The organism is Streptomyces sp. NPDC030809 (assembly GCF_055572195.1).
This window is the reverse complement of record NZ_JBVIDV010000004.1, coordinates 207,561-231,565: the sequence shown is the minus strand read 5'-3', so window position 1 is coordinate 231,565 and position 24,005 is coordinate 207,561. Positions and strand designations below refer to the sequence as shown.

25 protein-coding genes are annotated in these 24,005 nt (G+C 71.4%); 3 read left to right on the top strand and 22 right to left on the bottom strand.

Annotated features, from left to right (window positions below; translation table 11 throughout):
* Window positions 1-37: 37 nt before the first annotated feature.
* From tsaE to ACZ407_RS07765, 7 genes are all read right to left on the bottom strand, one after another.
* Window positions 38-586 (bottom strand): tRNA (adenosine(37)-N6)-threonylcarbamoyltransferase complex ATPase subunit type 1 TsaE, encoded by a 549-nt coding sequence (gene tsaE / locus ACZ407_RS07795; RefSeq protein ID WP_468126359.1) that lies wholly within the window; start codon window positions 584-586, stop codon window positions 38-40.
* On the bottom strand, window positions 555-1,730 hold the full coding sequence (locus tag ACZ407_RS07790) for an alpha/beta fold hydrolase (RefSeq protein ID WP_468126358.1): 1,176 nt from the start codon (window positions 1,728-1,730) through the stop codon (window positions 555-557). Before ACZ407_RS07790 ends, tsaE begins: the two co-directional genes overlap by 32 nt.
* Window positions 1,731-1,764: 34 nt before the next feature.
* Entirely contained in the window at window positions 1,765-2,907 is a 1,143-nt protein-coding gene (gene alr, locus ACZ407_RS07785) for an alanine racemase (protein ID WP_468126356.1), read from the bottom strand.
* 426 nt (window positions 2,908-3,333) lie between these two features.
* The gene (locus ACZ407_RS07780) at window positions 3,334-4,767 is read right to left on the bottom strand and encodes an NAD(P)H-hydrate dehydratase (RefSeq protein ID WP_468126355.1); all 1,434 of its coding nucleotides are present in this window, start codon (window positions 4,765-4,767) and stop codon (window positions 3,334-3,336) included.
* Between the two features lie 4 nt (window positions 4,768-4,771).
* Complete coding sequence (locus tag ACZ407_RS07775) at window positions 4,772-5,140, bottom strand: holo-ACP synthase (RefSeq protein WP_468126353.1); 369 nt, start codon at window positions 5,138-5,140, stop codon at window positions 4,772-4,774.
* Between the two features lie 40 nt (window positions 5,141-5,180).
* A complete protein-coding gene (glmS, locus tag ACZ407_RS07770) occupies window positions 5,181-7,028 on the bottom strand; it encodes a glutamine--fructose-6-phosphate transaminase (isomerizing) (RefSeq protein WP_468126352.1) in 1,848 nt (615 codons plus the stop codon).
* A gap of 136 nt (window positions 7,029-7,164) precedes the next feature.
* Window positions 7,165-7,941: a hypothetical protein gene (locus tag ACZ407_RS07765; RefSeq protein ID WP_468126350.1), complete on the bottom strand. Its 777-nt coding sequence runs from the start codon at window positions 7,939-7,941 to the stop codon at window positions 7,165-7,167.
* A gap of 289 nt (window positions 7,942-8,230) precedes the next feature.
* Between ACZ407_RS07765 and coaA the strand changes: the two genes are divergently transcribed.
* Both coaA and ACZ407_RS07755 read left to right on the top strand, forming a co-directional pair.
* Entirely contained in the window at window positions 8,231-9,226 is a 996-nt protein-coding gene (coaA, locus tag ACZ407_RS07760; protein WP_468126349.1) for a type I pantothenate kinase, read from the top strand.
* 88 nt (window positions 9,227-9,314) lie between these two features.
* Window positions 9,315-10,280, top strand: coding sequence for a DUF389 domain-containing protein (locus ACZ407_RS07755; RefSeq protein WP_468126347.1), 966 nt, complete (start codon window positions 9,315-9,317; stop codon window positions 10,278-10,280).
* A 48-nt stretch (window positions 10,281-10,328) separates the two neighbouring features.
* On the opposite strand, the gene glmM is transcribed toward ACZ407_RS07755, so the two are convergent.
* From glmM to ACZ407_RS07735, 4 genes are all read right to left on the bottom strand, one after another.
* Window positions 10,329-11,687, bottom strand: a complete 1,359-nt coding sequence (gene glmM / locus ACZ407_RS07750; RefSeq protein ID WP_468126345.1) for a phosphoglucosamine mutase — start codon at window positions 11,685-11,687, stop codon at window positions 10,329-10,331.
* Between the two features lie 129 nt (window positions 11,688-11,816).
* Window positions 11,817-12,332: a 30S ribosomal protein S9 gene (gene rpsI, locus ACZ407_RS07745; RefSeq protein WP_226734092.1), complete on the bottom strand. Its 516-nt coding sequence runs from the start codon at window positions 12,330-12,332 to the stop codon at window positions 11,817-11,819.
* Window positions 12,333-12,374: 42 nt separating this feature from the next.
* Entirely contained in the window at window positions 12,375-12,818 is a 444-nt protein-coding gene (gene rplM / locus ACZ407_RS07740) for a 50S ribosomal protein L13 (protein ID WP_468126343.1), read from the bottom strand.
* A gap of 480 nt (window positions 12,819-13,298) precedes the next feature.
* A complete protein-coding gene (locus tag ACZ407_RS07735) occupies window positions 13,299-14,936 on the bottom strand; it encodes an ABC-F family ATP-binding cassette domain-containing protein (RefSeq protein ID WP_468126341.1) in 1,638 nt (545 codons plus the stop codon).
* 63 nt (window positions 14,937-14,999) lie between these two features.
* On the opposite strand from ACZ407_RS07735, the gene ACZ407_RS07730 reads away from it, so the two are divergent.
* Entirely contained in the window at window positions 15,000-15,815 is an 816-nt protein-coding gene (locus ACZ407_RS07730; RefSeq protein ID WP_468126340.1) for a hypothetical protein, read from the top strand.
* 112 nt (window positions 15,816-15,927) lie between these two features.
* Here the strand turns inward: ACZ407_RS07730 and truA are convergent, their stop codons facing one another.
* The 11 genes from truA to rplO all read right to left on the bottom strand — a co-directional run bounded on the left by truA (window position 15,928) and on the right by rplO (window position 24,004).
* Entirely contained in the window at window positions 15,928-16,791 is an 864-nt protein-coding gene (truA, locus tag ACZ407_RS07725; RefSeq protein WP_468126338.1) for a tRNA pseudouridine(38-40) synthase TruA, read from the bottom strand.
* A gap of 91 nt (window positions 16,792-16,882) precedes the next feature.
* The gene (gene rplQ / locus ACZ407_RS07720; RefSeq protein WP_468126336.1) at window positions 16,883-17,347 is read right to left on the bottom strand and encodes a 50S ribosomal protein L17; all 465 of its coding nucleotides are present in this window, start codon (window positions 17,345-17,347) and stop codon (window positions 16,883-16,885) included.
* Window positions 17,348-17,510: 163 nt separating this feature from the next.
* Complete coding sequence (locus ACZ407_RS07715; protein ID WP_010473911.1) at window positions 17,511-18,533, bottom strand: DNA-directed RNA polymerase subunit alpha; 1,023 nt, start codon at window positions 18,531-18,533, stop codon at window positions 17,511-17,513.
* Between the two features lie 174 nt (window positions 18,534-18,707).
* The gene (gene rpsK / locus ACZ407_RS07710) at window positions 18,708-19,112 is read right to left on the bottom strand and encodes a 30S ribosomal protein S11 (protein ID WP_003948617.1); all 405 of its coding nucleotides are present in this window, start codon (window positions 19,110-19,112) and stop codon (window positions 18,708-18,710) included.
* A 68-nt stretch (window positions 19,113-19,180) separates the two neighbouring features.
* The gene (rpsM, locus tag ACZ407_RS07705; RefSeq protein ID WP_146481856.1) at window positions 19,181-19,561 is read right to left on the bottom strand and encodes a 30S ribosomal protein S13; all 381 of its coding nucleotides are present in this window, start codon (window positions 19,559-19,561) and stop codon (window positions 19,181-19,183) included.
* 187 nt (window positions 19,562-19,748) lie between these two features.
* On the bottom strand, window positions 19,749-19,862 hold the full coding sequence (gene rpmJ / locus ACZ407_RS07700; RefSeq protein ID WP_003956441.1) for a 50S ribosomal protein L36: 114 nt from the start codon (window positions 19,860-19,862) through the stop codon (window positions 19,749-19,751).
* A gap of 61 nt (window positions 19,863-19,923) precedes the next feature.
* Complete coding sequence (infA, locus tag ACZ407_RS07695) at window positions 19,924-20,145, bottom strand: translation initiation factor IF-1 (protein ID WP_003956442.1); 222 nt, start codon at window positions 20,143-20,145, stop codon at window positions 19,924-19,926.
* A gap of 153 nt (window positions 20,146-20,298) precedes the next feature.
* On the bottom strand, window positions 20,299-21,150 hold the full coding sequence (gene map, locus ACZ407_RS07690; RefSeq protein ID WP_468126334.1) for a type I methionyl aminopeptidase: 852 nt from the start codon (window positions 21,148-21,150) through the stop codon (window positions 20,299-20,301).
* An 88-nt stretch (window positions 21,151-21,238) separates the two neighbouring features.
* Window positions 21,239-21,886 (bottom strand): adenylate kinase, encoded by a 648-nt coding sequence (locus tag ACZ407_RS07685; RefSeq protein ID WP_468126333.1) that lies wholly within the window; start codon window positions 21,884-21,886, stop codon window positions 21,239-21,241.
* The gene (gene secY / locus ACZ407_RS07680; protein ID WP_468126331.1) at window positions 21,886-23,199 is read right to left on the bottom strand and encodes a preprotein translocase subunit SecY; all 1,314 of its coding nucleotides are present in this window, start codon (window positions 23,197-23,199) and stop codon (window positions 21,886-21,888) included. The genes ACZ407_RS07685 and secY overlap by 1 nt, the downstream gene beginning before the upstream one ends.
* Before the next feature lie 349 nt (window positions 23,200-23,548).
* Complete coding sequence (gene rplO / locus ACZ407_RS07675) at window positions 23,549-24,004, bottom strand: 50S ribosomal protein L15 (protein WP_226734101.1); 456 nt, start codon at window positions 24,002-24,004, stop codon at window positions 23,549-23,551.
* Between the last annotated feature and the right edge of the window lies 1 nt (window position 24,005).

Genomic DNA, 24,005 nt, shown 5'->3' with positions numbered 1-24,005 from the left:
ACAACTTGTCGGAATCAGTACCCGCAGCTGTACCGGCTCACGGAAGGCGCAGTTCCGTCAGGCCCGCGTCCGCCCAGCGGCCGCCGATCCCGGTCACCGTCACGGTGCGCACGTCGTCGAGGACCTCCTCGTGCCCGACCGCCCGCGCGATCACCACGTGCAGCCGGTCGTCCGACAGCTCCTCGACCTTCCCGTCGCCCCACTCGACCACGACCACGGAATCCGGCAGCGAGACGTCGAGGTCCAGGTCCTCCATCTCGTCGAGACCGCCGCCGAGCCGGTACGCGTCCACGTGCACCAGCGGCGGGCCGTCCACCAGCGAGGGGTGCACCCGGGCGATGACGAAGGTCGGCGAGGTCACCGCCCCGCGCACGCCCAGGCCCTCGCCGAGTCCCCGGGTCAGGGTGGTCTTGCCCGCGCCCAGCTCGCCCGTCAGCAGGACGAGGTCGCCCGGGCGCAGCAGCCCGGCGAGCTTCCGCCCGAGGTCCTGCATCCGCTCCGGGGAGTCGACGGTGATCTGCGCGGTGGTCTGCGGGGTGCTCTGCGCGTCGGCCTCAAGGGGCCGGGTGTGCGGTGCTGCTTCCATACCGGCCAACGTTAACGGCTGCCGGTCCCGCCCCGGCGCGCGCGAGGAGCTCCGCCAGCCGACCGTTGACCGCCTCGGGGTGCTCCAGCATGACCAGGTGCCCGGCCTCCGGCAGGAGCAGCAGGTCCGTCCCGGGCAGCCGGCCGGCGATGGTCTCGCCGTGCGCGGCGGGGGTGATGAGGTCCCTGCCTCCGGCCACCACCAGGGTGGGCACCGGGGCGAAGACGTCCAGCTCGGCGGTCTTGTCGTGCTGTTCGAAGGCCGGGTAGAACTCGGCGACCACGTCGATGGGGGTGGCCTCGATCAGCCGCTCGGCGAACCGGGCGACCCCCGGGTCCACGTCCTTCGAGCCGAAGGAATAGCGCTTGATCATGCCCGCGAACAGGTCGGCGGTGGCCCGGCGGCCGCGCTCCACGAGCTCCGCCTCCGAGCCCAGCGCCCGCAGCACCCCGGGCAGCACCCGGCGCACCAGCCCCATCCCGGCGGCCGGCAGCCCGTACGTGACCTCGCCGAGCCGGCCGCTCGACGTGCCGATGAAGGCCGCGCCGGCCACGCGCTCCCGCACCAGCTCCGGGAAGAGGGCGCCCAGGGCCATGATCGTCATGCCGCCCATGGAATGCCCGACGAGCAGCAGCGGGCCCTCCGGCGCGGCCGCGTCCACGACGGCCTTCAGGTCCCGGCCGAGCCGGTCGATGGTGAGCGGCTCGCCGTCGGCCTGGGCCAGGCCCCGGCCGGACCGCCCGTGGCTGCGCTGGTCCCAGTAGACCGCGCGGACCGCGCCGCGCAGGGCGGCCCGCTGGAAGTGCCAGGAGTCCTGGGAGAGGCAGTAGCCGTGGCAGAAGACGACGGTGAGCGGGGCCGGGGAGTCCGAGCGGCGCAGCCGGCGCCGCTTGCCCGGGGCCACCAGGGCCGGGTCGGGCTCGTCCACCTCGTAGTACAGCTCGGTGCCGTCGTCGGCCAGGACCGTGCCCGGGGTGCCGCGCAGCGAGCCGTACGGGCCGGCGGCGTCGAGGGCGAGGCGGGCCTTCATGCGTATGCCGCGGCCGACGGTGAGCCGCTCCACCGCCACGCCCGCGGCCGCGCCGGCGGCGAGGACGCCGATCGCGGCGCCGGCCCATCCGGCCTTGCGCCAGTTCTCGCTCACGGCACCTCATTCCCTCACGCGGTCGGGTCGGGCATCACACGTTCCGGTAGACGCGCGGGACCCGGGAACCGATCCGCGTCACGATCTCGTACGCGATGGTGCCGGCGGCCTGCGCCCAGTCCTCGGCGGTGGGCTCCCCCGCGTCCCCGGGCCCGAAGAGCACGGCCTCGTCTCCGGTGCGGACCGGGTCGCCGCCCACGTCCACGACGAACTGGTCCATCGCCACCCGGCCGGCCACCGTGCGGACCGTGCCGCCGACGAGCACCGGGCCGCGGCCGGACGCGTGCCGGGGCACGCCGTCCGCGTAGCCGACGGGGATCAGGGCGAGGCGGGTCGGGCCCTCGGTCACGTAGTGGTGCCCGTAGCTGACGCCGTGGCCGCCCGGCACCTCCTTCACCAGGGCGACCGAGGCCCGCAGGGTCATCGCCGGGCGCAGCCCGAGCTGGGCGGGGGTGCCGAGTTCGGGGGCCGGGGAGACCCCGTAGATGCCGATCCCGGTGCGGACCAGGTCGAAGTGGGTCTCGGGGAGGGTGAGGGTGGCCGGGGAGTTGGCGATGTGCCGGACCTCGGGCTCCAGGCCCTCCTTCTCGGCGTAGCCGACCATCTCCCGGAAGACGTCCAGCTGCGCCTGGATGGAGGGGTGGCCGGGCTCGTCGGCGCAGGCGAAGTGGGACCACAGGCCGGTGACCCGGACGGTGCCCTCGGCCTGCGCGGCGACGGCGGCGCCCACCAGCTCGGGCCAGTCGGCGGGCTGACAGCCGTTGCGGCCGAGGCCGGTGTCGGCCTTGAGCTGGATGCGGGCGGGCCGACCGGCGGCCCGGGCCGCGGCCCGCACCTCCTCCAGGGCCCACATGCCGCTGACGCCCGCGTCGATGCCCAGCTCCACCGCCTGCTGCCAGGGGCCGCCCGGGGTCCACAGCCAGCACATGACCGGCGCGTCGATCCCGGCCGCGCGCAGCGCGAACGCCTCCTCGGGGGTGGCGGTGCCCAGCCAGGTCGCGCCCGCCTCCAGCGCCGCGCGGGCGCAGGGCACGGCGCCGTGGCCGTACGCGTCGGACTTCACCACGGCCATCAGCTGCGACCTGGGGGCGCGGTCGCGCAGCGTGCGCACGTTGTGCCGTACGGCGGCCAGGTCGATCTCGGCGCGTACGCGGGGCGGCGGCGGTGTCTCGTTCATCCGGCCCAGTCTCTCAGAGCCGGGCGCGCGGGCGGCGCAGCCGCCCCCTGTGCTCGACCGCCCCTCCAGGCCGTGTCTTCCGGATCTTGCCTGACCCGCGACGCCTGGCACCGCGCCTCGCCGCACTGCGCTCGCTCCGCTCGCTTCGTCTCGGCTCTTCTTGAAGGCCCTTGGATGCCGAGCTGTCGGGCAGACCGAGTACGTCCGGTACGGCGGTCCACCCTCCGCCTTGCGATGCGCTCGGCATCCGAAGGAAGGCCGAGAGAGCCGAGACGGAGTGAGCGCAGCGAACGCAGTGGCACCAGACGCCGCGGGCCTGACCGGCACTATCCGAAAGACACGACCTGGCCTTCGCGGGGCTCGGCCGGAGCATCCGGCCCGTCCGGCGCTCGGGGACCGGGGGTCCGGGGCGGAGCCCCGGGACGGTCACGGCGCGGCCGCGTCGCGCCACGCCTCCGGCAGCGCGAGGGCCACCTCGTGGGCGGTCGCCGGACCGCCCCGCGCGGCGAAACGGCCCGCGAGCCCGTGCAGGTAGGCCCCCACCGAGCCCGCATCCGGCGCGGACAGCCCCGCCGCCAGCAGCGCCCCCGCCAGCCCCGACAGCACGTCCCCGCTCCCGGCGGTCGCCAGCCACGGCGTCCCGGTCGGGTTGACCCGCACCGGGGTGTCCCGCCCGGGCCCGGCCACCAGCGTCGTGGACCCCTTCAGGAGCACCACCGCCCCGAACCGCCCGGCCAGCTCCCGTACCGCCGCCAGCCGCCCCGCCTCGACCTCGGCCCGCGCTACCCCCAGCAGGGCGGCGGCCTCCCCGGCGTGCGGGGTGAGCAGGGTCGGTGCGGAGCGGGCGCGCAGCGCCTGCGGGTCCAGGCCGCGGAGCCCGTCGGCGTCGATCAGCAGGGGCACGTCCGCGGAGAGCAGCTCGGCCACCTCCCCGCGCCCCTCCCCCAGACCCGGCCCGACCACCCAGGCCTGCACCCGCCCGGCCTTCCCCGGCGGCCCGCCGTGCACGAGGGATTCGGGGTACCGCGCCAGGACTTCCGCCCCGGCCGGACCCACGTACCGCACCGCCCCCGCGCCCCCGCGCAGCGCTCCCGCCACCGCGAGCACGGCCGCCCCGGGGTAGCGTGCCGAGCCCGCGGCCACCCCGACCACCCCGCGCCGGTACTTGTCGCTCGCTGCTGCCGGCGCCGGCAGCAGCGCCGCCACGTCCGCGTGCTGGAGGGCCTCCAGCTCCGGGGGCCCGGGGAAGGACAGCCCGATGTCCACGAGCCGCAGCGCTCCCGCGTGGCCCGCCCCGGGGTCGGTCAGGAGTCCCGGCTTGTACGCCCCGAAGACGACCGTCGCGTCCGCCGACACCACCGGCCCGGACACCTCACCGGTGTCGGGGTCCACCCCGCTCGGCAGGTCCACCGCCACCACCCGCGCCCCCGCGGCCCGCGCCTGCGCCGCCTGCCCGGCCAGGGCCGCCGCGGCCGGCCGCAGCCCGCCGCGCCCGCCGATGCCCAGCAGCCCGTCGAGCACGAGGTCCACCCGGCCGGCCGGCATCCGTTCGACGACCCGCCCGCCGGCGGCCCGCAGCGCCCGCAGCCCGCCCGGGTGCATCCGTTCGGGGTCCATCGGCAGGGCCGCCACCCCGGCGCCCCGGCGGGCCAGCCGCGCCCCGGCGTACAGGGCGTCGCCGCCGTTGTCCCCGGGGCCGACGAGCAGCACCACCCGGGCCCCGTAGACCCGGCCGAGCAGCCCGGCGCAGGCGGCGGCCAGCCCGGCCGCCGCCCGCTGCATCAGGGCGCCCTCGGGCAGCCGTGCCATCAGGTCGCGCTCGGCGGCCCGTACGGTCTCCACGCTCTGGGCAGTACGCATGCGCTCAGCCTTCCGCGATCACCACCGCCGACGCCACCCCCGCGTCGTGGCTGAGCGAGATGTGCCAGGACTTCACGCCCAGCAGCTCCGCCCGCGCCGCCACCGTGCCGGACACCCGCAGCCGGGGCTGCCCGGTGTCCTCCACGTACACCTCGGCGTCCGTCCACAGCAGCCCGGGCGGCGCGCCCAGCGCCTTGGCCAGGGCTTCCTTCGCCGCGAAGCGGGCGGCGAGCGAGGCGTGGCCGCGCCGCTCGCCGCTCGGCAGCAGCAGCTCGTCTTCGAGGAAGAGCCGGGCCGCCATCCCGGGCGTGCGCTCCATCGCCGCCTGGAACCGGTCGATCTCGGCGACGTCGATACCCACCCCGATGATCACTGTCCTGCCACCCCTCGCTCCTGCTGCACGTCCGCGGCTCCTATTCCACGGTCACCGACTTCGCGAGGTTACGCGGCTGGTCGACCTCGTTGCCCCGCGCCGTGGCCAGCTCGCAGGCGAACACCTGGAGCGGGACGGTCGCCACCAGCGGCTGGAGCAGGGTCGGCGTGGCCGGGATCCGGATCAGGTGGTCGGCGTACGGGACCACCGCCTCGTCCCCGGTCTCCGCGATCACGATGGTGCGCGCCCCGCGGGCCCGGATCTCCTGGATGTTCGAGACGATCTTGTCGTGGAGCACCGAGCGGCCGCGCGGCGAGGGCACGACCACCACCACCGGCAGGTCCTCCTCGACGAGGGCGATCGGCCCGTGCTTGAGCTCGCCCGCCGCGAACCCCTCCGCGTGCATGTACGCGAGTTCCTTCAGCTTGAGGGCGCCTTCCAGGGCCACCGGGTAGCCCACGTGCCGGCCGAGGAAGAGCACGGTGTTCTTGTGGGCCAGCGAGCGGGCCAGTGCGCGCACCGGCTCCATCGTCTCCAGGACCACGTCCACCGCGGCCGCGATGTCGGAGAGTTCGCGGATCACCGCCCGGATCTCGTCGCCCCACTTGGTGCCGCGCACCTGCCCCAGGTAGAGGGCCACCAGGTAGCAGGCCACGAGCTGGGTGAGGAAGGCCTTGGTGGAGGCGACGGCCACCTCCGGCCCGGCGTGGGTGTAGAGCACGGCGTCCGATTCCCGCGGGATCGTGGAGCCGTTGGTGTTGCAGACCGCGAGCACCTTGGCGCCCTGCTCGCGCGCGTGCCGCAGCGCCATCAGGGTGTCCATGGTCTCGCCGGACTGCGAGATCGCGATGACCAGGGTGCGCTGGTCGAGGATGGGGTCGCGGTAGCGGAACTCGCTGGCCAGCTCGGTCTCGCAGGGGATCCGCGTCCAGTGCTCGATGGCCAGCTTGGCGATCATCCCGGCGTGGTAGGCGGTGCCGCAGGCCACGATGACGACCTTGTCCACCTCGCGCAGCACCGAGTCGGGGATGCGCACCTCGTCGAGGGTCAGCGAGCCGTTGCCGTCGATCCGGCCGAGGAGGGTGTCGGCGACCGCCTTGGGCTGCTCGGCGATCTCCTTGAGCATGAAGTAGTCGTAGCCGCCCTTCTCGGCGGCGGACGCGTCCCAGTCCACGTGGTACGCCCGCACCTCGGCGGGGGCGCCGGAGAAGTCCGTCACCGTGACCCCGTCCCGGCGCAGTTCGACGACCTGGTCCTGGCCCAGCTCGATCGCGGACCGGGTGTGGGCGATGAAGGCGGCCACGTCGGAGGCGAGGAAGGACTCGCCCTCGCCGACGCCCACCACCAGCGGGGAGTTGCGGCGCGCGCCGACCACCGTGCCGGGCTCGTCGGCGTGTACGGCGACGAGGGTGAAGGCGCCCTCCAGCCGCCGGCAGACCTGCCGCATGGCCTCGGCGAGGTCCCCGGTCGAGGAGAAGGCCTCGGCGAGCAGGTGCGAGACCACCTCGGTGTCGGTGTCGGAGTCCAGCCGGTGCCCGCGGGCGGCCAACTCCTCGCGGAGGGCGGCGAAGTTCTCGATGATGCCGTTGTGGACGACGGCGACCCGCCCCGAGTTGTCCAGGTGGGGGTGGGCGTTGGCGTCGGTGGGCCCGCCGTGGGTGGCCCAGCGGGTGTGTCCGATCCCGGTGGAGCCGGCCGGCAACGGCCTGCCCACCAGCTCTTTTTCGAGGTTGACGAGTTTTCCGGCCTTCTTCGCGGCGGCCAGTCCGCCGTCCGCGAGCACGGCCACGCCTGCCGAGTCGTAGCCCCGGTACTCCAGTCGCTTCAGTCCGGCGATGACCACATCGAGCGCAGACTGCGCTCCTACGTAACCCACGATTCCGCACATGTGCGGCAGCGTACGCCCGGTTGGCCCGGCGGCCGGGCATCCGTGCGCGCGGAAAACCCCGCCCCGGCGAACCTGCCGGAGCGGGGTTGACCGCCGTACGGGTGAACCGGGCGGCGGGCCCGGTTCCGACGCGGCGTCAGCCGAGCTTCTTGACCTGGGCGTTGACGACGGCGGTCGGGGCCTTGGTCTGGCCGAGCAGGCTGATGGAGGAGAACGTGGCCACGGTGCTGCCGGACCGGACCACGGTCAGCAGCAGCGGCACGGTCTTCCCGCCCTCCTTCATGTCCATGGAGAGCTCCAGGCTGACGGCCTCGTCGCCGCCGGTGGCGGAGGGTCCCGCCTGAACACTCTTGATCTTGGTGACCTCGCCGTCCTGGGTGACGGTGAAGCCGCCGGCGCAGGCCTCCTCGGCCTTCTTGACGGAGGCCGTCAGCTCCTCGGCACCCTTGCCGTCGTAGGACTGCAGGCCGACCATCGTGGCGGTCGCGCCGAGCGCCTTCTGGATGGCGGCGAGCCGCTCCTCCGGGCTGGCGGTGGCGCCCGGCTGCTCCGGCTTGCTGGTGACCGCGGTGCGGGCGACGCCGGTGGGGGCGCCCACCTTCTGCGAGCTCTGCAGCTGGGCCAGGACCTTGCACTCGGCCTTGTCGGTGGCGACCGGGGCGCCGGCGGACTTGTCCAGCGCGGCCCCGGCCTTCGGGTCCAGCTTGTGGTCCGGCAGCTCGGCCTGGGTGACGAGCAAGGCGGCCAGTTCGGCGTCCGTCCTGCCCTTCGCGGGCGCGGACGGGGCGGTGGCGCCGGGGGCCTTGCCCTCGTCCTTCTTGTCTTCGCCGCCCGAACCACAGGCCGTGGCCAGCAGGGCCAGCGACACCGCGGACACGGTGACGGCGCCACGACGAACGAGAGCAGAACGCACGGAAGATCCCCCCGATGAGAAAACGATGAGCAGGCAGGTGCCGGACCGAATCTACGGCGGCCGCGCCCGCGCACCCGGCCCGCGGACAAGATCGTTGCGGGGGCGATACCGGTCCACCGCAGAATCGAGACCAAGATCGGCGCAACCCTCCGGACGTTCACTTCCCCTGCACGTTCCCGCCCCTCGGCCTCCTCCCGGCCTCCCCCGGCCGACCCGCCGGCCCCCCCGCACTGCGCCACGTGACCGACCCCACGGCCCACAACCCCCCGCAGGCGACGACAATGGCCCTGTGATCACTTCGCCGCCACGAAGCGGAACCGACCGGCGCCGGACCGAGGCGTCGCCGTACGTAGACCTCACCCGCGCAGAGTGGAGCGCCCTGCGCGAGCGCACCCCGCTGCCGCTCACCGCCGAGGAGGTCGAGCGCCTTCGGGGCCTCGGCGACGTCATCGACCTCGACGAGGTGCGCGACGTCTACCTCCCGCTGTCCCGCCTGCTGAACCTCTACGTGGGCGCCACCAGCAACCTCCGCGGCGCCCTCAACACCTTCCTCGGGGACGCGGGCAACGGGCACGGCGCCCAGGCCGGCACCCCGTTCGTCATAGGCGTCGCCGGCAGCGTGGCCGTGGGCAAGTCCACCGTGGCCCGCCTGCTCCAGGCCCTGCTGGCGCGCTGGCCCGAGCACCCCCGCGTGGAGCTGGTCACCACCGACGGCTTCCTGTACCCGATGGACGAGCTGCGCGAGCGCGGCCTGATGTCCCGCAAGGGCTTCCCCGAGTCGTACGACCGGCGGGCGCTGACCCGGTTCGTGGCCGACATCAAGGCCGGCAAGGACGAGGTCACCGCGCCCGTCTACTCGCACCTGATCTACGACATCGTGCCCGGGGAGCGGCTCACGGTCCGCCGCCCGGACATCCTCATCGTGGAGGGCCTGAACGTCCTCCAGCCGGCCCTGCCCGGCAAGGACGGCCGCACCCGGGTCGGGCTCGCCGACTTCTTCGACTTCAGCGTGTACGTGGACGCCCGGCCCGAGGACATCGAGCGCTGGTACCTCAGCCGGTTCGCGAAGCTCCGCGAGACCGCGTTCCAGAATCCCTTCTCCTACTTCCGGAAGTACACCCAGGTCTCCGAGGAGGAGGCCATGGACTACGCCCGCACCATGTGGCGCACCATCAACCGCCCCAACCTCCTGGAGAACGTGGCCCCGACCCGCGGCCGCGCCAACCTCATCATCCGCAAGGGCCCGGACCACAAGGTCCAGCGGCTCAGCCTGCGCAAGCTCTGACGCTCCGGCCGGAAGGGTTCACCGCCGGGGGCGCGCCCGCGCCCCCGGCTCGGGCCCGCGGCGCCGCTGCGCCGTTTAGGGTGCGGGCATGCTGCACCTGAGGATGATCACCCCGGCGGACCGTACGGAGGCCGTGGTCGCGGCCATCGAGTCGACGGTCGGGACCACCCACCTGGCCGTGCTGCCCGGCGCCGCCCGCGATCCCCGGGGGGACCTGGTCCTGTGCGACGTGGCCCGCGAGGCCGGTGACGAACTCCTGTACGAGCTGCGGGAGCTCGGCATCGACAAGGACGGCTCGATCGCCGTCGAGAACATCGACCTGTCCCTGTCCGCGCGGGCCGACGCGGCCGAGGAGGAGGCCCCGGGCGAGGCCGCCGACGCGGTGATCTGGGAGCAGCTGGCCGAGGCCACCCACGAGGAGTCCACGCTCACCATCACCTATGCCGCGTTCATGATCGTGGCGACGATGATCGCGGCCTGCGGCGTGGCCCTCGACAACGCCATCCTGATCGTGGGCGCGATGGCCGTGGGCCCGGAGTTCGGCCCGCTGGCGGGGATCTGCACCGGGCTGGTGCAGCGGGTCCCCCGGATGGCGTTCCGCTCGCTGATCGCGCTGCTGACCGGCTTCGCCGCGGCGATCGTGGCGACCACCGTGTTCAGCCTGGTGATGGACGCCCTGGGGATGTTCCATCCGGGCCTGCTGGACAACCCGCGCCCGAACACCAGCTTCATCTGGCAGCCGGACCCGTTCTCGTTCGTCGTCGCGCTGCTCGCCGGGGTGGCCGGGGTGCTCTCGCTGACCTCCGCCAAGGCGGGGGCCCTGGTGGGCGTGGCCATCTCGGTGACCACCGTGCCGGCCGCCGCCAATGCGGCCGTGGCGCTCAGCTACGGGGACTTCCCGCAGATGTGGGGTTCGGCCGAGCAGCTGATGCTCAACCTGCTCGGGATCATCCTGGCGGGCTGCCTGACCCTCGTCGGCTGGAAACTGCTGTGGCGCACCCAGCAGGGCCGGATGACCCGGAAGCCGGGTGCGCCACGGGGCACACGGGGGTGACCGGCCGGCCGGGTGCACCCGCACCCGTCCACCGGAAGGGGTGACGTCCTAGCCGAGCGCGGACTTGACGGCGTCGGCCAGCCGGCCCGCGACGGAGTGCGCCTGCTCGATGTCGGCGGCCTCGACCATCACGCGTACGAGCGGCTCGGTGCCGGAGGGGCGCAGCAGCACGCGGCCGGTGGAGCCGAGCTCCCGCTCCGCCTCGGCGACGGCCGCGGCCAGCTCGCCGGAGGTGGCCACGCGGGACTTGTCCACGTCGGGCACGTTGATCAGGATCTGCGGCAGCCGGTTCATGACCGCCGCCAGCTCGGCCAGGCTGCGGCCGGTCGCGGCCACCCGGGCGGCCAGCATCAGGCCGGTGAGGGTGCCGTCGCCGGTGGTCGCGTGGTCGAGGATGATCACGTGGCCGGACTGCTCGCCGCCGAGGGCGTAGCCGTGCTCCTTCATCGACTCCAGCACGTAGCGGTCGCCGACCGCCGTCTGGACGAGCGCGATGCCCTTGTCCTCCATGGCCAGCTTGAAGCCGAGGTTGGACATGACGGTCGCGACGACGGCCTCCCCGCGCAGGGTGCCGGCCTCCTGCATGGCGAGGGCGAGCACGGCGAGGATCTGGTCCCCGTCGATCTCGTTGCCGAAGGAGTCCACGGCCAGGCAGCGGTCGGCGTCGCCGTCGTGGGCGATGCCCAGGTCGGCCCCGTGCTCGACCACGGCCTGCTTGAGCAGGCCCAGGTGGGTGGAGCCGCAGCCGTCGTTGATGTTGAGGCCGTCCGGCTCGGCGCCGATCGTGACCACCTCGGCGCCGGCCCGGGCGAAGGCCTCGGGGGACACGAAGGCGGCCGCGCCGTGCGCCTCGTCCAGGACGATCTTCAGTCCGTCGAGGCGGTTCGGCAGGGCGCCGATCAGGTGGGCGACGTACTTCTCGAAGCCCTCGGTGTAGTCGGAGACCCGGCCCACGCCCGCGCCGGTCGGCCGGTCCCAGGGAGCGCCGGTGCGGTGCTCCTCGTAGACGGCCTCGATCTTGTCCTCCAGCTCGTCGGCGAGCTTGTGGCCGCCGCGTGCGAAGAACTTGATGCCGTTGTCGGGCATGGCGTTGTGGCTCGCGGAGAGCATGACGCCGAGGTCGGCGCCCAGCGCACCGGTGAGATACGCCACCGCGGGGGTGGGCAGCACACCGACGCGCAGGACGTCCACGCCGGCACTCGCGAGGCCGGCCACCACGGCCGCCTCCAGGAACTCGCCGGAGGCGCGGGGGTCCCGGCCGACCACGGCGGTGGGGCGGTGCCCCTCGAAGGTGCCCGCCTCGGCGAGCACGTGTGCGGCCGCCACGGACAGGCCGAGAGCGAGCTCAGCCGTCAGATCCGCGTTCGCGACACCGCGTACACCGTCTGTACCGAAGAGTCGTCCCACTGTTGTCCTCCGAGTTACCGAGTTCTAGTGCTTTGAGACAGATATACGTCGCTTGTGGCGATAAACGAACCGCCCCGGCAGCACAGAGTGTGCCGCCGGGGCGGATTCGTGCAGAGCAGCAGGCGGAGATTAGCGCTTGCTGTACTGCGGAGCCTTGCGGGCCTTCTTGAGACCGGCCTTCTTGCGCTCGACCGCACGGTCGTCGCGGGAGAGGAAGCCGGCCTTCTTCAGCGGGCCGCGGTTGTTCTCCACGTCCGCCTCGTTCAGGGCGCGGGCCACGCCGAGGCGCAGGGCGCCGGCCTGGCCGGAGACGCCGCCACCCGCGATGCGGGCGATGACGTCGTAGCGGCCGTCAAGCTCGAGCACCTTGAAGGGCTCGTTGACTTCCTGCTGGTGCACCTTGTTCGGGAAGTAGTCCTCGAGGGTGCGACCGTTGATCTTCCACTTGCCGGTGCCCGGAACGATCCGGACGCGGGCGATGGCGTTCTTGCGACGGCCCAGGCCGGCAGCCGGCTGCGGGTCGCCGAAGCGCGAGGCCAGGGACTCGGAGGTGTAGTCACCCTCCGGGGCCTCGGACTCGAAGGTGGTCACAGCGTCGTAGGTCTCGTCGCCCTCGATGGGGGTCTCGACGGTGGTCTCGGCCACGATTCTCCTCAGAATTCTCTACGTCTTAGGGGGTGGCCGGGATTACTGCGCGACCTGGGTGATCTCGAACGGCACCGGCTGCTGGGCAGCGTGGGGGTGCTGGTCGCCCGAGTAGACCTTCAGCTTCGAGAGCATCTGACGGCCCAGGGAGTTCTTCGGGAGCATGCCCTTGACGGCCTTCTCGACGGCCTTCTCGGGGTTGTTCGTCAGCAGGTCCTCGTAACGGACGCTGCGGAGACCGCCCGGGAAGCCGGAGTGGCGGTACGCCATCTTCTGCTCGCGCTTGTTGCCGGACAGGTGAACCTTGTCGGCGTTGACGATGATGACGAAGTCGCCCATGTCCATGTGGGGGGCGTAAGTCGGCTTGTGCTTGCCCCGCAGGAGGGCAGCGGCCTGGGTCGCCAGACGGCCGAGGACAACGTCCTGGGCGTCAATGACGAGCCACTGGCGCGAGATGTCGCCGGGCTTGGGGCTGAACGTACGCACGCGTATGCCTTCGCTTCTTCAGTGGTGGGTCATCCCAAGGGGCGCTAGCCCCGCGGGACGGGTCCTGACAGGGTCACCACGGACGATCACGACAGCCCTCGTTCGCATCGGGGACGCAACCCTTACGAACGGTTTGAACTGCTGGTCATCGGTCCGGTGGACCGGCGCAAGGCCCCATCACGTGAGAATGAATCGGCCCATACGCATAACAAACCAGCAGGATACCCATGAGGACCCATACGGGTCAAAACGCGGTCCGCGATGCCGATGGATCCGGCGTCGCGGCGCACTCCGGTTCGGTCCTGGGTGGGGACCCCGCAGTTGTTACGGGTTCCAGAGTAACCCGACGCGAGCCCGGTGCACGACCTCCGGCCGACCGGAGGCCCGGAATGCGGCGAGCATCACCGTGCCGGCGAGGCCCCCCGGGACCGGGTCCCCCTCCTCCCCGTGCGCGGGGAGGAGGGACCGGGGCCCCCGAGGTCACCTCTTCCGCTCGACCCGGCGCTCGTCCCAGACCGGCTCCGGGGTCTCCCGTACCACCCCGTCCGAGCCGAAGACCAGGTAGCGGTCGAAGGAGCGCGCGAACCAGCGGTCGTGCGTGACGCACAGCACCGTGCCCTCGTACGCCTCCAGACCGTCCTGCAGGGCCTCGGCCGACTCCAGGTCCAGGTTGTCGGTCGGCTCGTCGAGGAGCAGGGCCGTGGTCCCGGAGAGTTCCAGCAGGAGGATCTGGAACCGGGCCTGCTGCCCGCCCGAGAGCTTCTCGAACGGCTGGTCCCCCTGCCGCTCCAGCTCGTAGCGCCGCAGCACGGACATCGCACCGCCGCGGTCCTTGGCGTGCTCCGTCCACAGGATGTCCACGAGGGTCCGCCCGAAGAGCTCCGGATGGGCGTGGGTCTGCGCGAAGTGGCCGGGGACCACGCGGGCGCCGAGCTTCCACTCGCCCGTGTGCGCCACGGGCCGCTCCTCGTCCCCCGCCAGCAGCCGCAGGAAGTGCGACTTCCCGGAGCCGTTCGAGCCGAGCACCGCGACCCGCTCCCCGTAGAAGACCTCCAGGTCGAAGGGCTTCATCAGGCCGGTGAGCTCCAGGTTCTTCGCGGTGACCGCGCGCACCCCGGTACGGCCGCCGCGCAGCCGCATCGTGATCTCCTGCTCCCGCGGCGGCTCCGGCGGCGGGCCCGCCTCCTCGAACTTCTTCAGCCGGGTCTGCGCGGCCGCGTACCGGGAGGCCATCTCGTGGCTGACCGCAGCGGCCTGCCGCAGGGTGACGACGAGCTTCTTCAGCTGGGCGTGCTTCTCCTCCCAGCGCCGCTTGAGCTCCTCGAAGCGGGCGAAGCGCTCCTTGCGCGCCTCGTGGAAGGTGGCGAAACCGGCCCCGTGCACCCACACGTCCGAGCCGTCCACCCCCGGCTCCACGCTGACGATCTTCTCGGCGGCCCGGGAGAGCAGCTCCCGGTCGTGGGAGACGAACAGCACGGTCTTGCGGGTGGCCTTCAGCTGGTCCTCCAGCCACCGCTTGCCCGGTACGTCGAGGTAGTTGTCCGGCTCGTCGAGCAGCAGCACCTCGTCCGGCCCGCGCAGCAGCGCCTCCAGCACCAGCCGCTTCTGCTCACCGCCGGAGAGCGTGCGCACCTCGCGGAACTGCGCCTTGTCGTACGGGACCCCCAGCGCGGCCGTGGTGCACACGTCCCACAGGGTCTCGGCCTCGTAGCCCTGCACGTCGGCCCAGTCGCTCAGCGCCTGCGCGTAGGCCATCTGCGCGGCCTCGTCGTCCACCGTCATGATCAGGTGCTCGGCCCGGTCCACCGCCTGCGCGGCCTCCCGGATACGCGGCTGCGCCACCGAGACGAGCAGGTCGCGCACGGTGCGCTCGTCCCGTACGGAGCCCACGAACTGCGGCATCACGCCCAGGCCGCCGCTCACGGTGACCGCGCCGCCGTGCGGCTGCAGCTCCCCGGAGATCAGCTTCAGCAGCGTGGTCTTGCCCGCTCCGTTCGCACCGACCAGCGCGACCACGGACCCCTCCCCCACCCGGAAGGAGGCGTCCGACAGCAGCACGCGTCCGTCCGGCAGGTAGTAGTCCAGGTGTCCGGCCTCAAGATGTCCCATGCTGCGCATTGTCCCGGCCCCGGTCGCGGACACCCAAGCGGGTTTTCTCCGGCTCGGCCTAGGATGCGCGGCATGGCTTTTGGGGAGGGACCGTTTCAGCAGGGTGCGCAGCCGCCGCACACACCGGACTGGGAGGCGCTGGCCGACGCCCACGCCGCCCGGCAGCGCCGCAGGAGGCTCCTGTGGACGGGCGCGGGGGCGCTCACCGCCCTGACCCTCGTGGTCGTGGTGGCCGGCGCGCTGTACCTCGGCCGCTCCGGCGGACGTGACGCATCCGACACCCCCCGGCAGGCCGGGCCCACGGCCTCCGCCCCGCCGGTCTTCTCCGCCGCCCCCACGGCCGGCCCGGCCCCGCTGGACTTCCTCGCCGACGGCAAGCGCGACCACTTGCCCTTCAACGCGACGGAGTTCTTCCCCGGCAAGTCGGCCGAGGTCAGCGGGCGGAAGTACACCCAGACCGCCGGGGACACCAAGTCGGACTGCGCCAAGGCCGCCCCCGACCCGGTGGCGAAGGTCCTCGCCCGGCACGGCTGCCGCAAGCTGGTCCGCGGCACCTACCAGCGCGACGGCATCGCCACCACCGTGGGCGTGGCCGCCTTCGACAGCACCGAGCAGGCCGCGAAGGCCAAGGAGGAGCTGCCCGGCTCGGTGACCGCCCTCCAGCCCGGCAAGGGGAAGAAGGCGTGCACCAGGTCCAAGGTCTGCCGCCGCACCGCCAACGCCTACGGCCGGTTCCTCTACGTCACCCTGTCCGGCTTCCAGTCCGGCAGGGACGTCACCAAGAAGGACCGGGCGGTCGAGACCGCGGGCGACGACCTCGCCGAGTACACCTTCCAGCGCATCGTGAAGCGCGGCCGCACCCTCGCCGAGGCCTCGGCCGCCCACTGACCGGCCCCCGGCCCGGCCGAGGGTCACGGCCGCGCGCCCCCGTCCCGGGAGCCGGCTCGGCCCCGGCACGGGCGGGGCCCGGTCCCGCACCGGCCCCCGCCCGGGGCCCGGCTCAGCAGCAGCCCGCGCCCGTGGCCCCGCCCGGCAGCGTCCGCATGTTGCGGGCCTGCCGGCTGCGCTCCGCCAGCAGCTCGTCGGCCGGGTAGCCCACCTCTTCGAGGGTCAGCCCGTGCGGCTTGACCACGTGCACCGCGGAGTCCCGTACGCCGGCCGCCAGCACCCGGCCCGGCCACTCCACGGGCCGGTGCCCGTCCCCCACGTGCAGCAGGGCGCCGACCAGCGAGCGCACCATGTTGTGGCAGAAGGCATCGGCCCGCACGGTGGCCGTCACGATCCCGTCCGCGTCCCGCTCCCAGCTCAGCTGCTGGAGCGTGCGGATCGTGGTCGCGCCCTCGCGCTTCTTGCAGTACGCGGCGAAGTCGTGCTCCCCGAGCAGCGCCTTCGAGGCCTCGTTCATCGCGGCCACGTCCAGCGGCCAGTCGTGCCACAGCACGTGCCCGCGGCGCAGCGGGTCCACCCCGCCCTTGTGGTCCCCGACCCGGTACGCGTACCGGCGCCAGATCGCCGCGAACCGCGCGTTGAAACCGGACGGGGCCTCGGCCACCTTCCAGACCCGCACGTCGTGCGGGAGCCGCCCGGCCAGCCGCCGCAGCAGCTTGTCGTGGTGCTCGGCCCACACCTCCTCGGGGAGGTCCAGGTGCGCCACCTGCCCGCGGGCGTGCACCCCGGCGTCGGTGCGCCCGGCCACGGTCAGCTCCACCGGCTCCTTCAGCCGCATCACGGTCTGGAGGGCCGACTCCAGCTCGCCCTGCACGGTCCGGCGCGTCGTCTGCTTCGCCCAGCCGGAGAAGTCCTTGCCGTCGTACGACAGGTCCAGCCGCACCCGGACACGTCCGGGCTCCACCTCGTCACTCACCCCTGCATCCTCTCAGTCTTCCGGCAAGCAGAACGGGCCCGCCCCCGCGAGGGGACGGACCCGTTCCAGGCCTTTACGGCAACCAGGGGGCTCAGGCCTCCGTGGTCTCCTCGGCGGCGGTCTCGGTGGCCGCGTCGGCCTCCTTGACGGCGCGCTTGGTGGCGGCCTCGGCCTCGGCGACGGTCGCCTTCTTGGCGATCTCGCCCTCGACCAGCTCGATCACGGCCATCGGGGCGTTGTCGCCACGACGGTTGCCGATCTTGGTGATGCGGGTGTAGCCACCCGGGCGCTCGGAGTAGCGCGGGGCGATCTCGGTGAAGAGCGTGTGGACGACGCCCTTGTCCGTGATGGTCTGCAGCACCAGGCGACGGTTGTGGATGTCGCCCTTCTTCGCCTTGGTGATCAGGCGCTCGGCGACCGGACGCAGGCGGCGGGCCTTGGCCTCGGTCGTGGTGATGCGGCCGTGCTCGAAGAGCGACTTCGCGAGGTTCGCGAGGAGCAGCTTCTCGTGCGCGGCGCTGCCGCCCAGACGGGCACCCTTGGTGGGACGCGGCATGGTGTTTCTCCTTGGTGTCTGCCCCGGCCGTACGAGGTACCGGGGTCAGTATCCGAGCAGGCGGTCGCCTGTCGGAGACCCCGCGCCCCGTGAGGGGCGCGGGGAACTGCACGGCCAGCCGAAGCCGGCCGGCAGACGTCTACGGGACCGTGGTCCCGAGCTCTCAGTACTGCTCGGTCTCGACGAAGCCCGCGTCCGCGTCGTCGTCGGCGCCGAAGGCGTCCGCCGCGGCGGTCGGGTCGAATCCGGGCGGGCTGTCCTTCAGGGCCAGGCCCATGCCGGCCAGCTTCGCCTTGACCTCGTCGATCGACTTCGCACCGAAGTTGCGGATGTCGAGCAGGTCGGCCTCGGAGCGGGCGACGAGCTCACCCACGGAGTGGATGCCCTCGCGCTTGAGGCAGTTGTACGACCGAACGGTGAGCTCCAGCTCCTCGATCGGCAGCGCCAGGTCGGCGGCCAGGGCGGCGTCCGTCGGGGACGGGCCCATGTCGATGCCCTCGGCGTCGATGTTGAGCTCGCGGGCCAGACCGAACAGCTCGACCAGGGTCTTGCCGGCGGAGGCCATGGCGTCACGCGGGCGCATGGCCTGCTTGGTCTCGACGTCGACGATCAGCTTGTCGAAGTCGGTGCGCTGCTCGACTCGGGTCGCCTCGACCTTGTAGGTGACCTTGAGGACCGGGCTGTAGATGGAGTCGACCGGGATGCGGCCGATCTCCTGGCCCAGCTGCTTGTTCTGGACGGCGGAGACGTAGCCGCGACCGCGCTCGACGGTCAGCTCCATCTCCAGCTTGCCCTTGCCGTTGAGCGTGGCGAGGACCAGGTCCGGGTTGTGCACCTCGACACCGGCCGGGGGCGCGATGTCGGCAGCGGTGACCAGGCCGGGACCCTGCTTGCGCAGGTACATCACGACCGGCTCGTCGTGCTCCGAGGAGACGACCAGCTGCTTGATGTTGAGGATGAGGTCGGTCACGTCCTCCTTGACGCCCGGCACGGTGGTGAACTCGTGCAGGACGCCGTCGATGCGGATGCTGGTGACAGCGGCACCCGGGATCGAGGACAGGAGGGTACGGCGCAGGGAGTTGCCGAGGGTGTAGCCGAAGCCCGGCTCCAGCGGCTCGATCACGAACCGCGAGCGGTACTCGTCGACGACCTCTTCGGTCAGCGAAGGACGCTGAGCGATAAGCATGTCTGTGTTCCTTCAGTCGTGGACGCCCACTATTTGACGCCCGACGGGGTGCTGCACGCCGAGCGGCGGTGCAGCGGTACTGCAAGCGTACGGGCGGCACGCCCCCCGGAGGGGCCGTACCGCCCGGACACTCGGCTCAGAGCGTCGAAACGCGCTGCTCGGACCCGTGGCGGGTCAGACGCGGCGGCGCTTCGGCGGACGGCAGCCGTTGTGCGGGGTGGGGGTGACGTCCTGGATCGAACCGACCTCGAGGCCCGTGGCCTGGAGGGAGCGGATCGCGGTCTCACGGCCGGAGCCGGGACCCTTGACGAAGACGTCGACCTTGCGCATGCCGTGCTCCTGCGCGCGGCGGGCGGCCGACTCGGCGGCCATCTGCGCGGCGAAGGGGGTGGACTTGCGCGAGCCCTTGAAGCCGACGTGGCCGGCGGAGGCCCAGGAGATCACGTTGCCGGTCGGGTCCGTGATGGACACGATCGTGTTGTTGAACGTGCTCTTGATGTGCGCGTGGCCGTGAGCGACGTTCTTCTTTTCCTTGCGGCGCACCTTCTTGGCAGCGCCCTGACGACCCTTGGGGGGCATCTCTTACTCCTACAGGGAGGTGGTCGGTCCTACAGCGCAAGACCGCTGGAAAGCGAGTCCGCTGAGGACTACTTCTTGCCCGGCTTCTTCTTGCCGGCGATGGCGCGACGCGGGCCCTTGCGGGTACGGGCGTTCGTGCTGGTGCGCTGACCGTGGACCGGCAGGCCACGGCGGTGGCGCAGACCCTGGTAGCAGCCGATCTCGACCTTGCGGCGGATGTCGGCCTGGATCTCGCGGCGGAGGTCACCCTCGGTGCGGAGGTTGGCGTCCACGTACTCGCGGATCTTGACCAGGTCCTCTTCGGCCAGGTCACGAACGCGGGTGTTCGGGTTCACGCCGGTGGAGGCGAGGATCTCCTTGGACCGGGTGCGCCCGATACCGAAGACGTAGGTGAGTGCGATCTCCACGCGCTTTTCGCGCGGGATGTCGACACCGGAAACGCGTGCCATTCAATGGCTCCTGTGTGCTCGGGGGTCTTCCGCAAAGCCGCTCCCGGTCCGCCGTATGAGGTACAGACCGGGTCCCCGGCCCCCGCCGGAGGTGCCGCCGGCCCGGTGAGGGGCTGGGCGGGCTCTGCGTATTTACGTGTGTTGCGTCGCGCGAAGAACTGCGAAATTGCAGGTCGGTCGGCGTGCGTCAGCCCTGGCGCTGCTTGTGGCGCAGGTTGTCGCAGATGACCATGACCCGGCCGTGACGGCGGATCACCTTGCACTTGTCGCAGATCTTCTTGACGCTCGGCTTGACCTTCATGTGGGTGAGGTTCTCCGGGTCAGTGCCACCACCCGCGCAGGAGCGGGTGAAGGGGCAAGATCTACTTGTACCGGTAGACGATCCGGCCACGCGTCAGGTCGTACGGAGAGAGCTCCACGACGACCCGGTCATCCGGGAGGATACGGATGTAGTGCATCCGCATCTTTCCGCTGATGTGCGCGAGGACCTTGTGACCGTTCTGGAGCTCCACCTTGAACATGGCGTTCGGGAGGGACTCGATCACGGTGCCCTCGATCTCGATGGCACCTTGCTTCTTGGCCACGCTTCGCCTTTCGAATCGGCTACCTTGATCGACTCCTCGCCCACGCATGCGGACATGCAGATGCAAAGGAGCCGACGAGTCAGTCTACGTCAGGGCACCCAGAAAGACGAATCCGGAAAGTCTGCCCCACACAGTAGATCATTAAGCTGCTGCCTACCCCAGGGGGTCGGGGGCCGTGGTCACCCCGTACTCGGCCAGCTTGGCCTTGCCGCAGTCCGGCATGGTCAGGACGATCGGGCCCTCCTCGGTGAGCGCGATCGAGTGCTCCCAGTGCGAGGACCAGGTCCCGTCCGTGGTGATGACCGTCCAGTCGTCGGCCAGCACCTCGGTCTGGGCGGTGCCCAGGCTCACCATGGGCTCGATGGCCAGGCAGACGCCCGGGACCAGCTTGATGCCCTTGCCGCGCTTGCGGGAGACGTAGTTCAGCAGGTGCGGGTCCATGTGCATCTCGGACCCGATGCCGTGGCCGCCGTAGTCCTCGATGATCCCGAACTTGCCGCGGCTGTGCTCGCCCACCGCCGGGCGCGGCTGCCGCTTGATGTACGTCTCGATGGCCTTGGAGATGTCCACGAGGCGGTTGCCGAGCTTCATGGCCGCGATGCCGGCCCACATGGACTCCTCGGTCACGCGGGACAGCTCGACGAGCTCCGGAGCATGACCGGTGCCCACGAAGGCCGTGTACGCCGCGTCCCCGTGCCAGCCGTCCACGATGGCGCCGGCGTCGATGGAGATGATGTCCCCGTCCTTGAGGACCGTCTTGTCGTCCGGGATGCCGTGGACGACGACCTCGTTGACCGAGGTGCAGATGGTCGCGGGGAAGCCGCCGTACCCGAGGAAGTTCGACTTGGCCCCGTGGTCGGCGATGACCTTGCGGGCCACCATGTCCAGATCCCGCGTGGTGGCGCCCGGCACGGCCGCCTCCCGGGTCGCCGCGTGGATGGCGGCGACGACCAGCCCCGCCTCGCGCATCTTCGCGATCTGCTCCGGGGTCTTGATCTGGACCATGCCTGCTGCCTCTCGTACGAACGTCTCTGCTCAACAGTACGGCCGCGGCGTCCAGTGGACACCGCGGCCGTACAGGGCTACTGCGGTACTACTTCTTCAGCGCGTCCATCGCGCGCTGCGTGACTTCCTGGACCTCGCCCAGCGCCGAGATCGTCACCACGAGGCCCTGGGCCTTGTAGTAGTCGATGATCGGCTCGGTCTGGGTGTGGTAGACCTCCAGCCGGTTGCGGACGGTGTCCTCGGTGTCGTCACCGCGCTGGTACAGCTCGCCGCCGCAGTGGTCGCAGACGCCCGCGGTCTTCGGCGGGGCGTACGACACGTGGAAGACGTGCGCGGAGTCGTTGCGGCAGATCCGGCGGCCCGCGATCCGCTTGACGACCTCGTCCTCCTCGACCTCCAGGTCGAGGACGGCGTCCAGCTTCATGCCGGCGGTCTTCAGCATCTCGTCGAGGGCCTCGGCCTGCGAGACGTTGCGCGGGAAGCCGTCCAGGAGGAAGCCGCCCTCGGCGTCCGGCTGCTCCATCCGGTCCTGCGCCATCCCGATGGTGACCTCGTCCGGGACGAGCTCACCCGCGTCCATGTACCCCTTGGCCTTCAGGCCGAGCTCGGTGCCCTGGCTGATGTTGGCCCGGAAGAGGTCGCCCGTGGAGATGTGCGGGATCGACAGGTTCTTGGCGAGGAACGCGGCCTGCGTTCCCTTGCCCGCCCCGGGAGGACCGACGAGGACGATACGCATCAGCGGAGGAACCCTTCGTAATTGCGCTGCTGGAGCTGGCTCTCGATCTGCTTCACGGTCTCCAGGCCCACACCCACGATGATGAGGATGCTCGTCCCGCCGAAGGGGAAGTTCTGGTTCGCGCCGAAGCCAGCCAACGCCATTGTCGGCACAAGAGCGATGAGACCCAGGTACAGCGACCCCGGCCAGGTGATCCGGTTGAGCACGTAGCTCAGGTACTCGGCAGTAGGTCGACCGGCCCGGATGCCCGGGATGAACCCACCATACTTCTTCATGTTGTCGGCGACTTCCTCCGGGTTGAACGAGATCGCCACGTAGAAGAAGGCGAAGAACACGATCAGGAGGAAGTAGGCGGCGATGTAGTAGGGGTGGTCGCCCTTGACGAAGTGCTTCTGGATCCAGACGGCCCAGCCCGCGTTGGAGCCGCTGAACTGAACGATCAGCGCCGGGATGTAGAGCAGCGACGAGGCGAAGATGACGGGGATCACACCCGCCTGGTTCACCTTGAGCGGGATGTACGTCGACGTACCCCCGTAGGCGCGGCGGCCGATCATGCGCTTCGCGTACTGGACCGGGATCCGGCGCTGGGCCTGCTCGACGAAGACCACCAGGGCCACCATCGCGAGGCCGACCAGGATGACGACACCGAACTCGACCCAGCCGTCCGCGATCTTGCCCTGGAGCTTGATGCCCCACAGGGCGCCGACGAAGCCGGCGGCGATCGAGATGAACATCAGGATGGACATGCCGTTGCCGATGCCGCGGTCGGTGATGAGCTCACCGAGCCACATGACGACGCAGGTGCCGGCGGTCATGGTGATGACCATGACGACGATCTGGAAGATCGACTGGTCCGGCACGATCTGGCCCGCGACCGGGCAGCCCTGGAACAGGGCGCCGCTCTTCGCGGTCGCGACCAGGCCGGTGCCCTGGAGGACGGCGAGCGCGACCGTCAGATAACGCGTGTACTGCGTGATCTTGGCGGTGCCGGCCTGCCCCTCCTTCTTGAGGTTCTCCAGCCGGGGAATGACCACGGTCAGCAGCTGCAGGATGATGCTCGCCGTGATGTACGGCATGATGCCGAGCGCGAAGATCGTGATCTGGAGCAGAGCACCACCGCTGAACATCTGCATCAGGCCCATGAGGCCCTGCCCCGACCCGGCCTGGTCAAGGCAGATCTGGACGTTCTTGTAGCTGATGCCCGGGATCGGGATCTGGGACCCGAGCCGGTAGATCACGATGATGCCGAGCGTGAAGAGCAGCTTCTTGCGCAGGTCGGGCGTCTTGAACGCCCGGGCGAACGCGGTGAGCACGGTGCCTCCTGCGACCCCCGCGTTACGCGCGTGAGGTGACGGTTTGGTGTAAGTCGGCGGTGACAGAGAGGCAGCCGCACACTGGTCGAGGGTGCAGACTGCCTGGAGATTAGCAACGCCACCTTACCCGGCAGCCACGCAACCGTGAAACATCCCGTCTGCGCCAAGGGGGAGCTTGCCCCGGACCGTACGGCTTTCGACGGGTACGACCGACGGGAATCACAGCCCGGAGGGCCCTCCTCCGCCAGGCCGCCCGGAGCCCGCGCAAACGCCGGAAGCCCGGCCGGCACCCCCCGAAAGGGGTACCGGCCGGGCTTCACAAAGGCTTGTCAGCCGAGGGTGTCCGGAATCAGACGAGCTCGGTGACGGTGCCGCCGGCGGCGGCAATCTTCTCCTTGGCGGAGCCGGAGACGGCGTCAACCGAAACCTGCAGCGCCACGGAGATCTCGCCCTGGCCCAGGACCTTGACGAGGCTGTTCTTGCGCACGGCACCGCGCTCGACGAGACCGGCCACGGTGACCTCTCCACCCTCGGGGTAGAGCTCGGCCAGCTTGGCCAGGTTCACGACCTGGTACTCCGTGCGGAACGGGTTCTTGAAGCCCTTGAGCTTCGGGAGGCGCATGTGGAGGGGCATCTGCCCACCCTCGAAGCGCTCCGGAACCTGGTAACGGGCCTTGGTGCCCTTGGTACCACGACCGGCCGTCTTACCCTTGGACGCCTCACCACGACCCACGCGGGTCTTGGCGGTCTTGGCGCCCGGGGCGGGACGGAGGTTGTGGATCTTGAGCGGGTTGTTCTCCGCCATG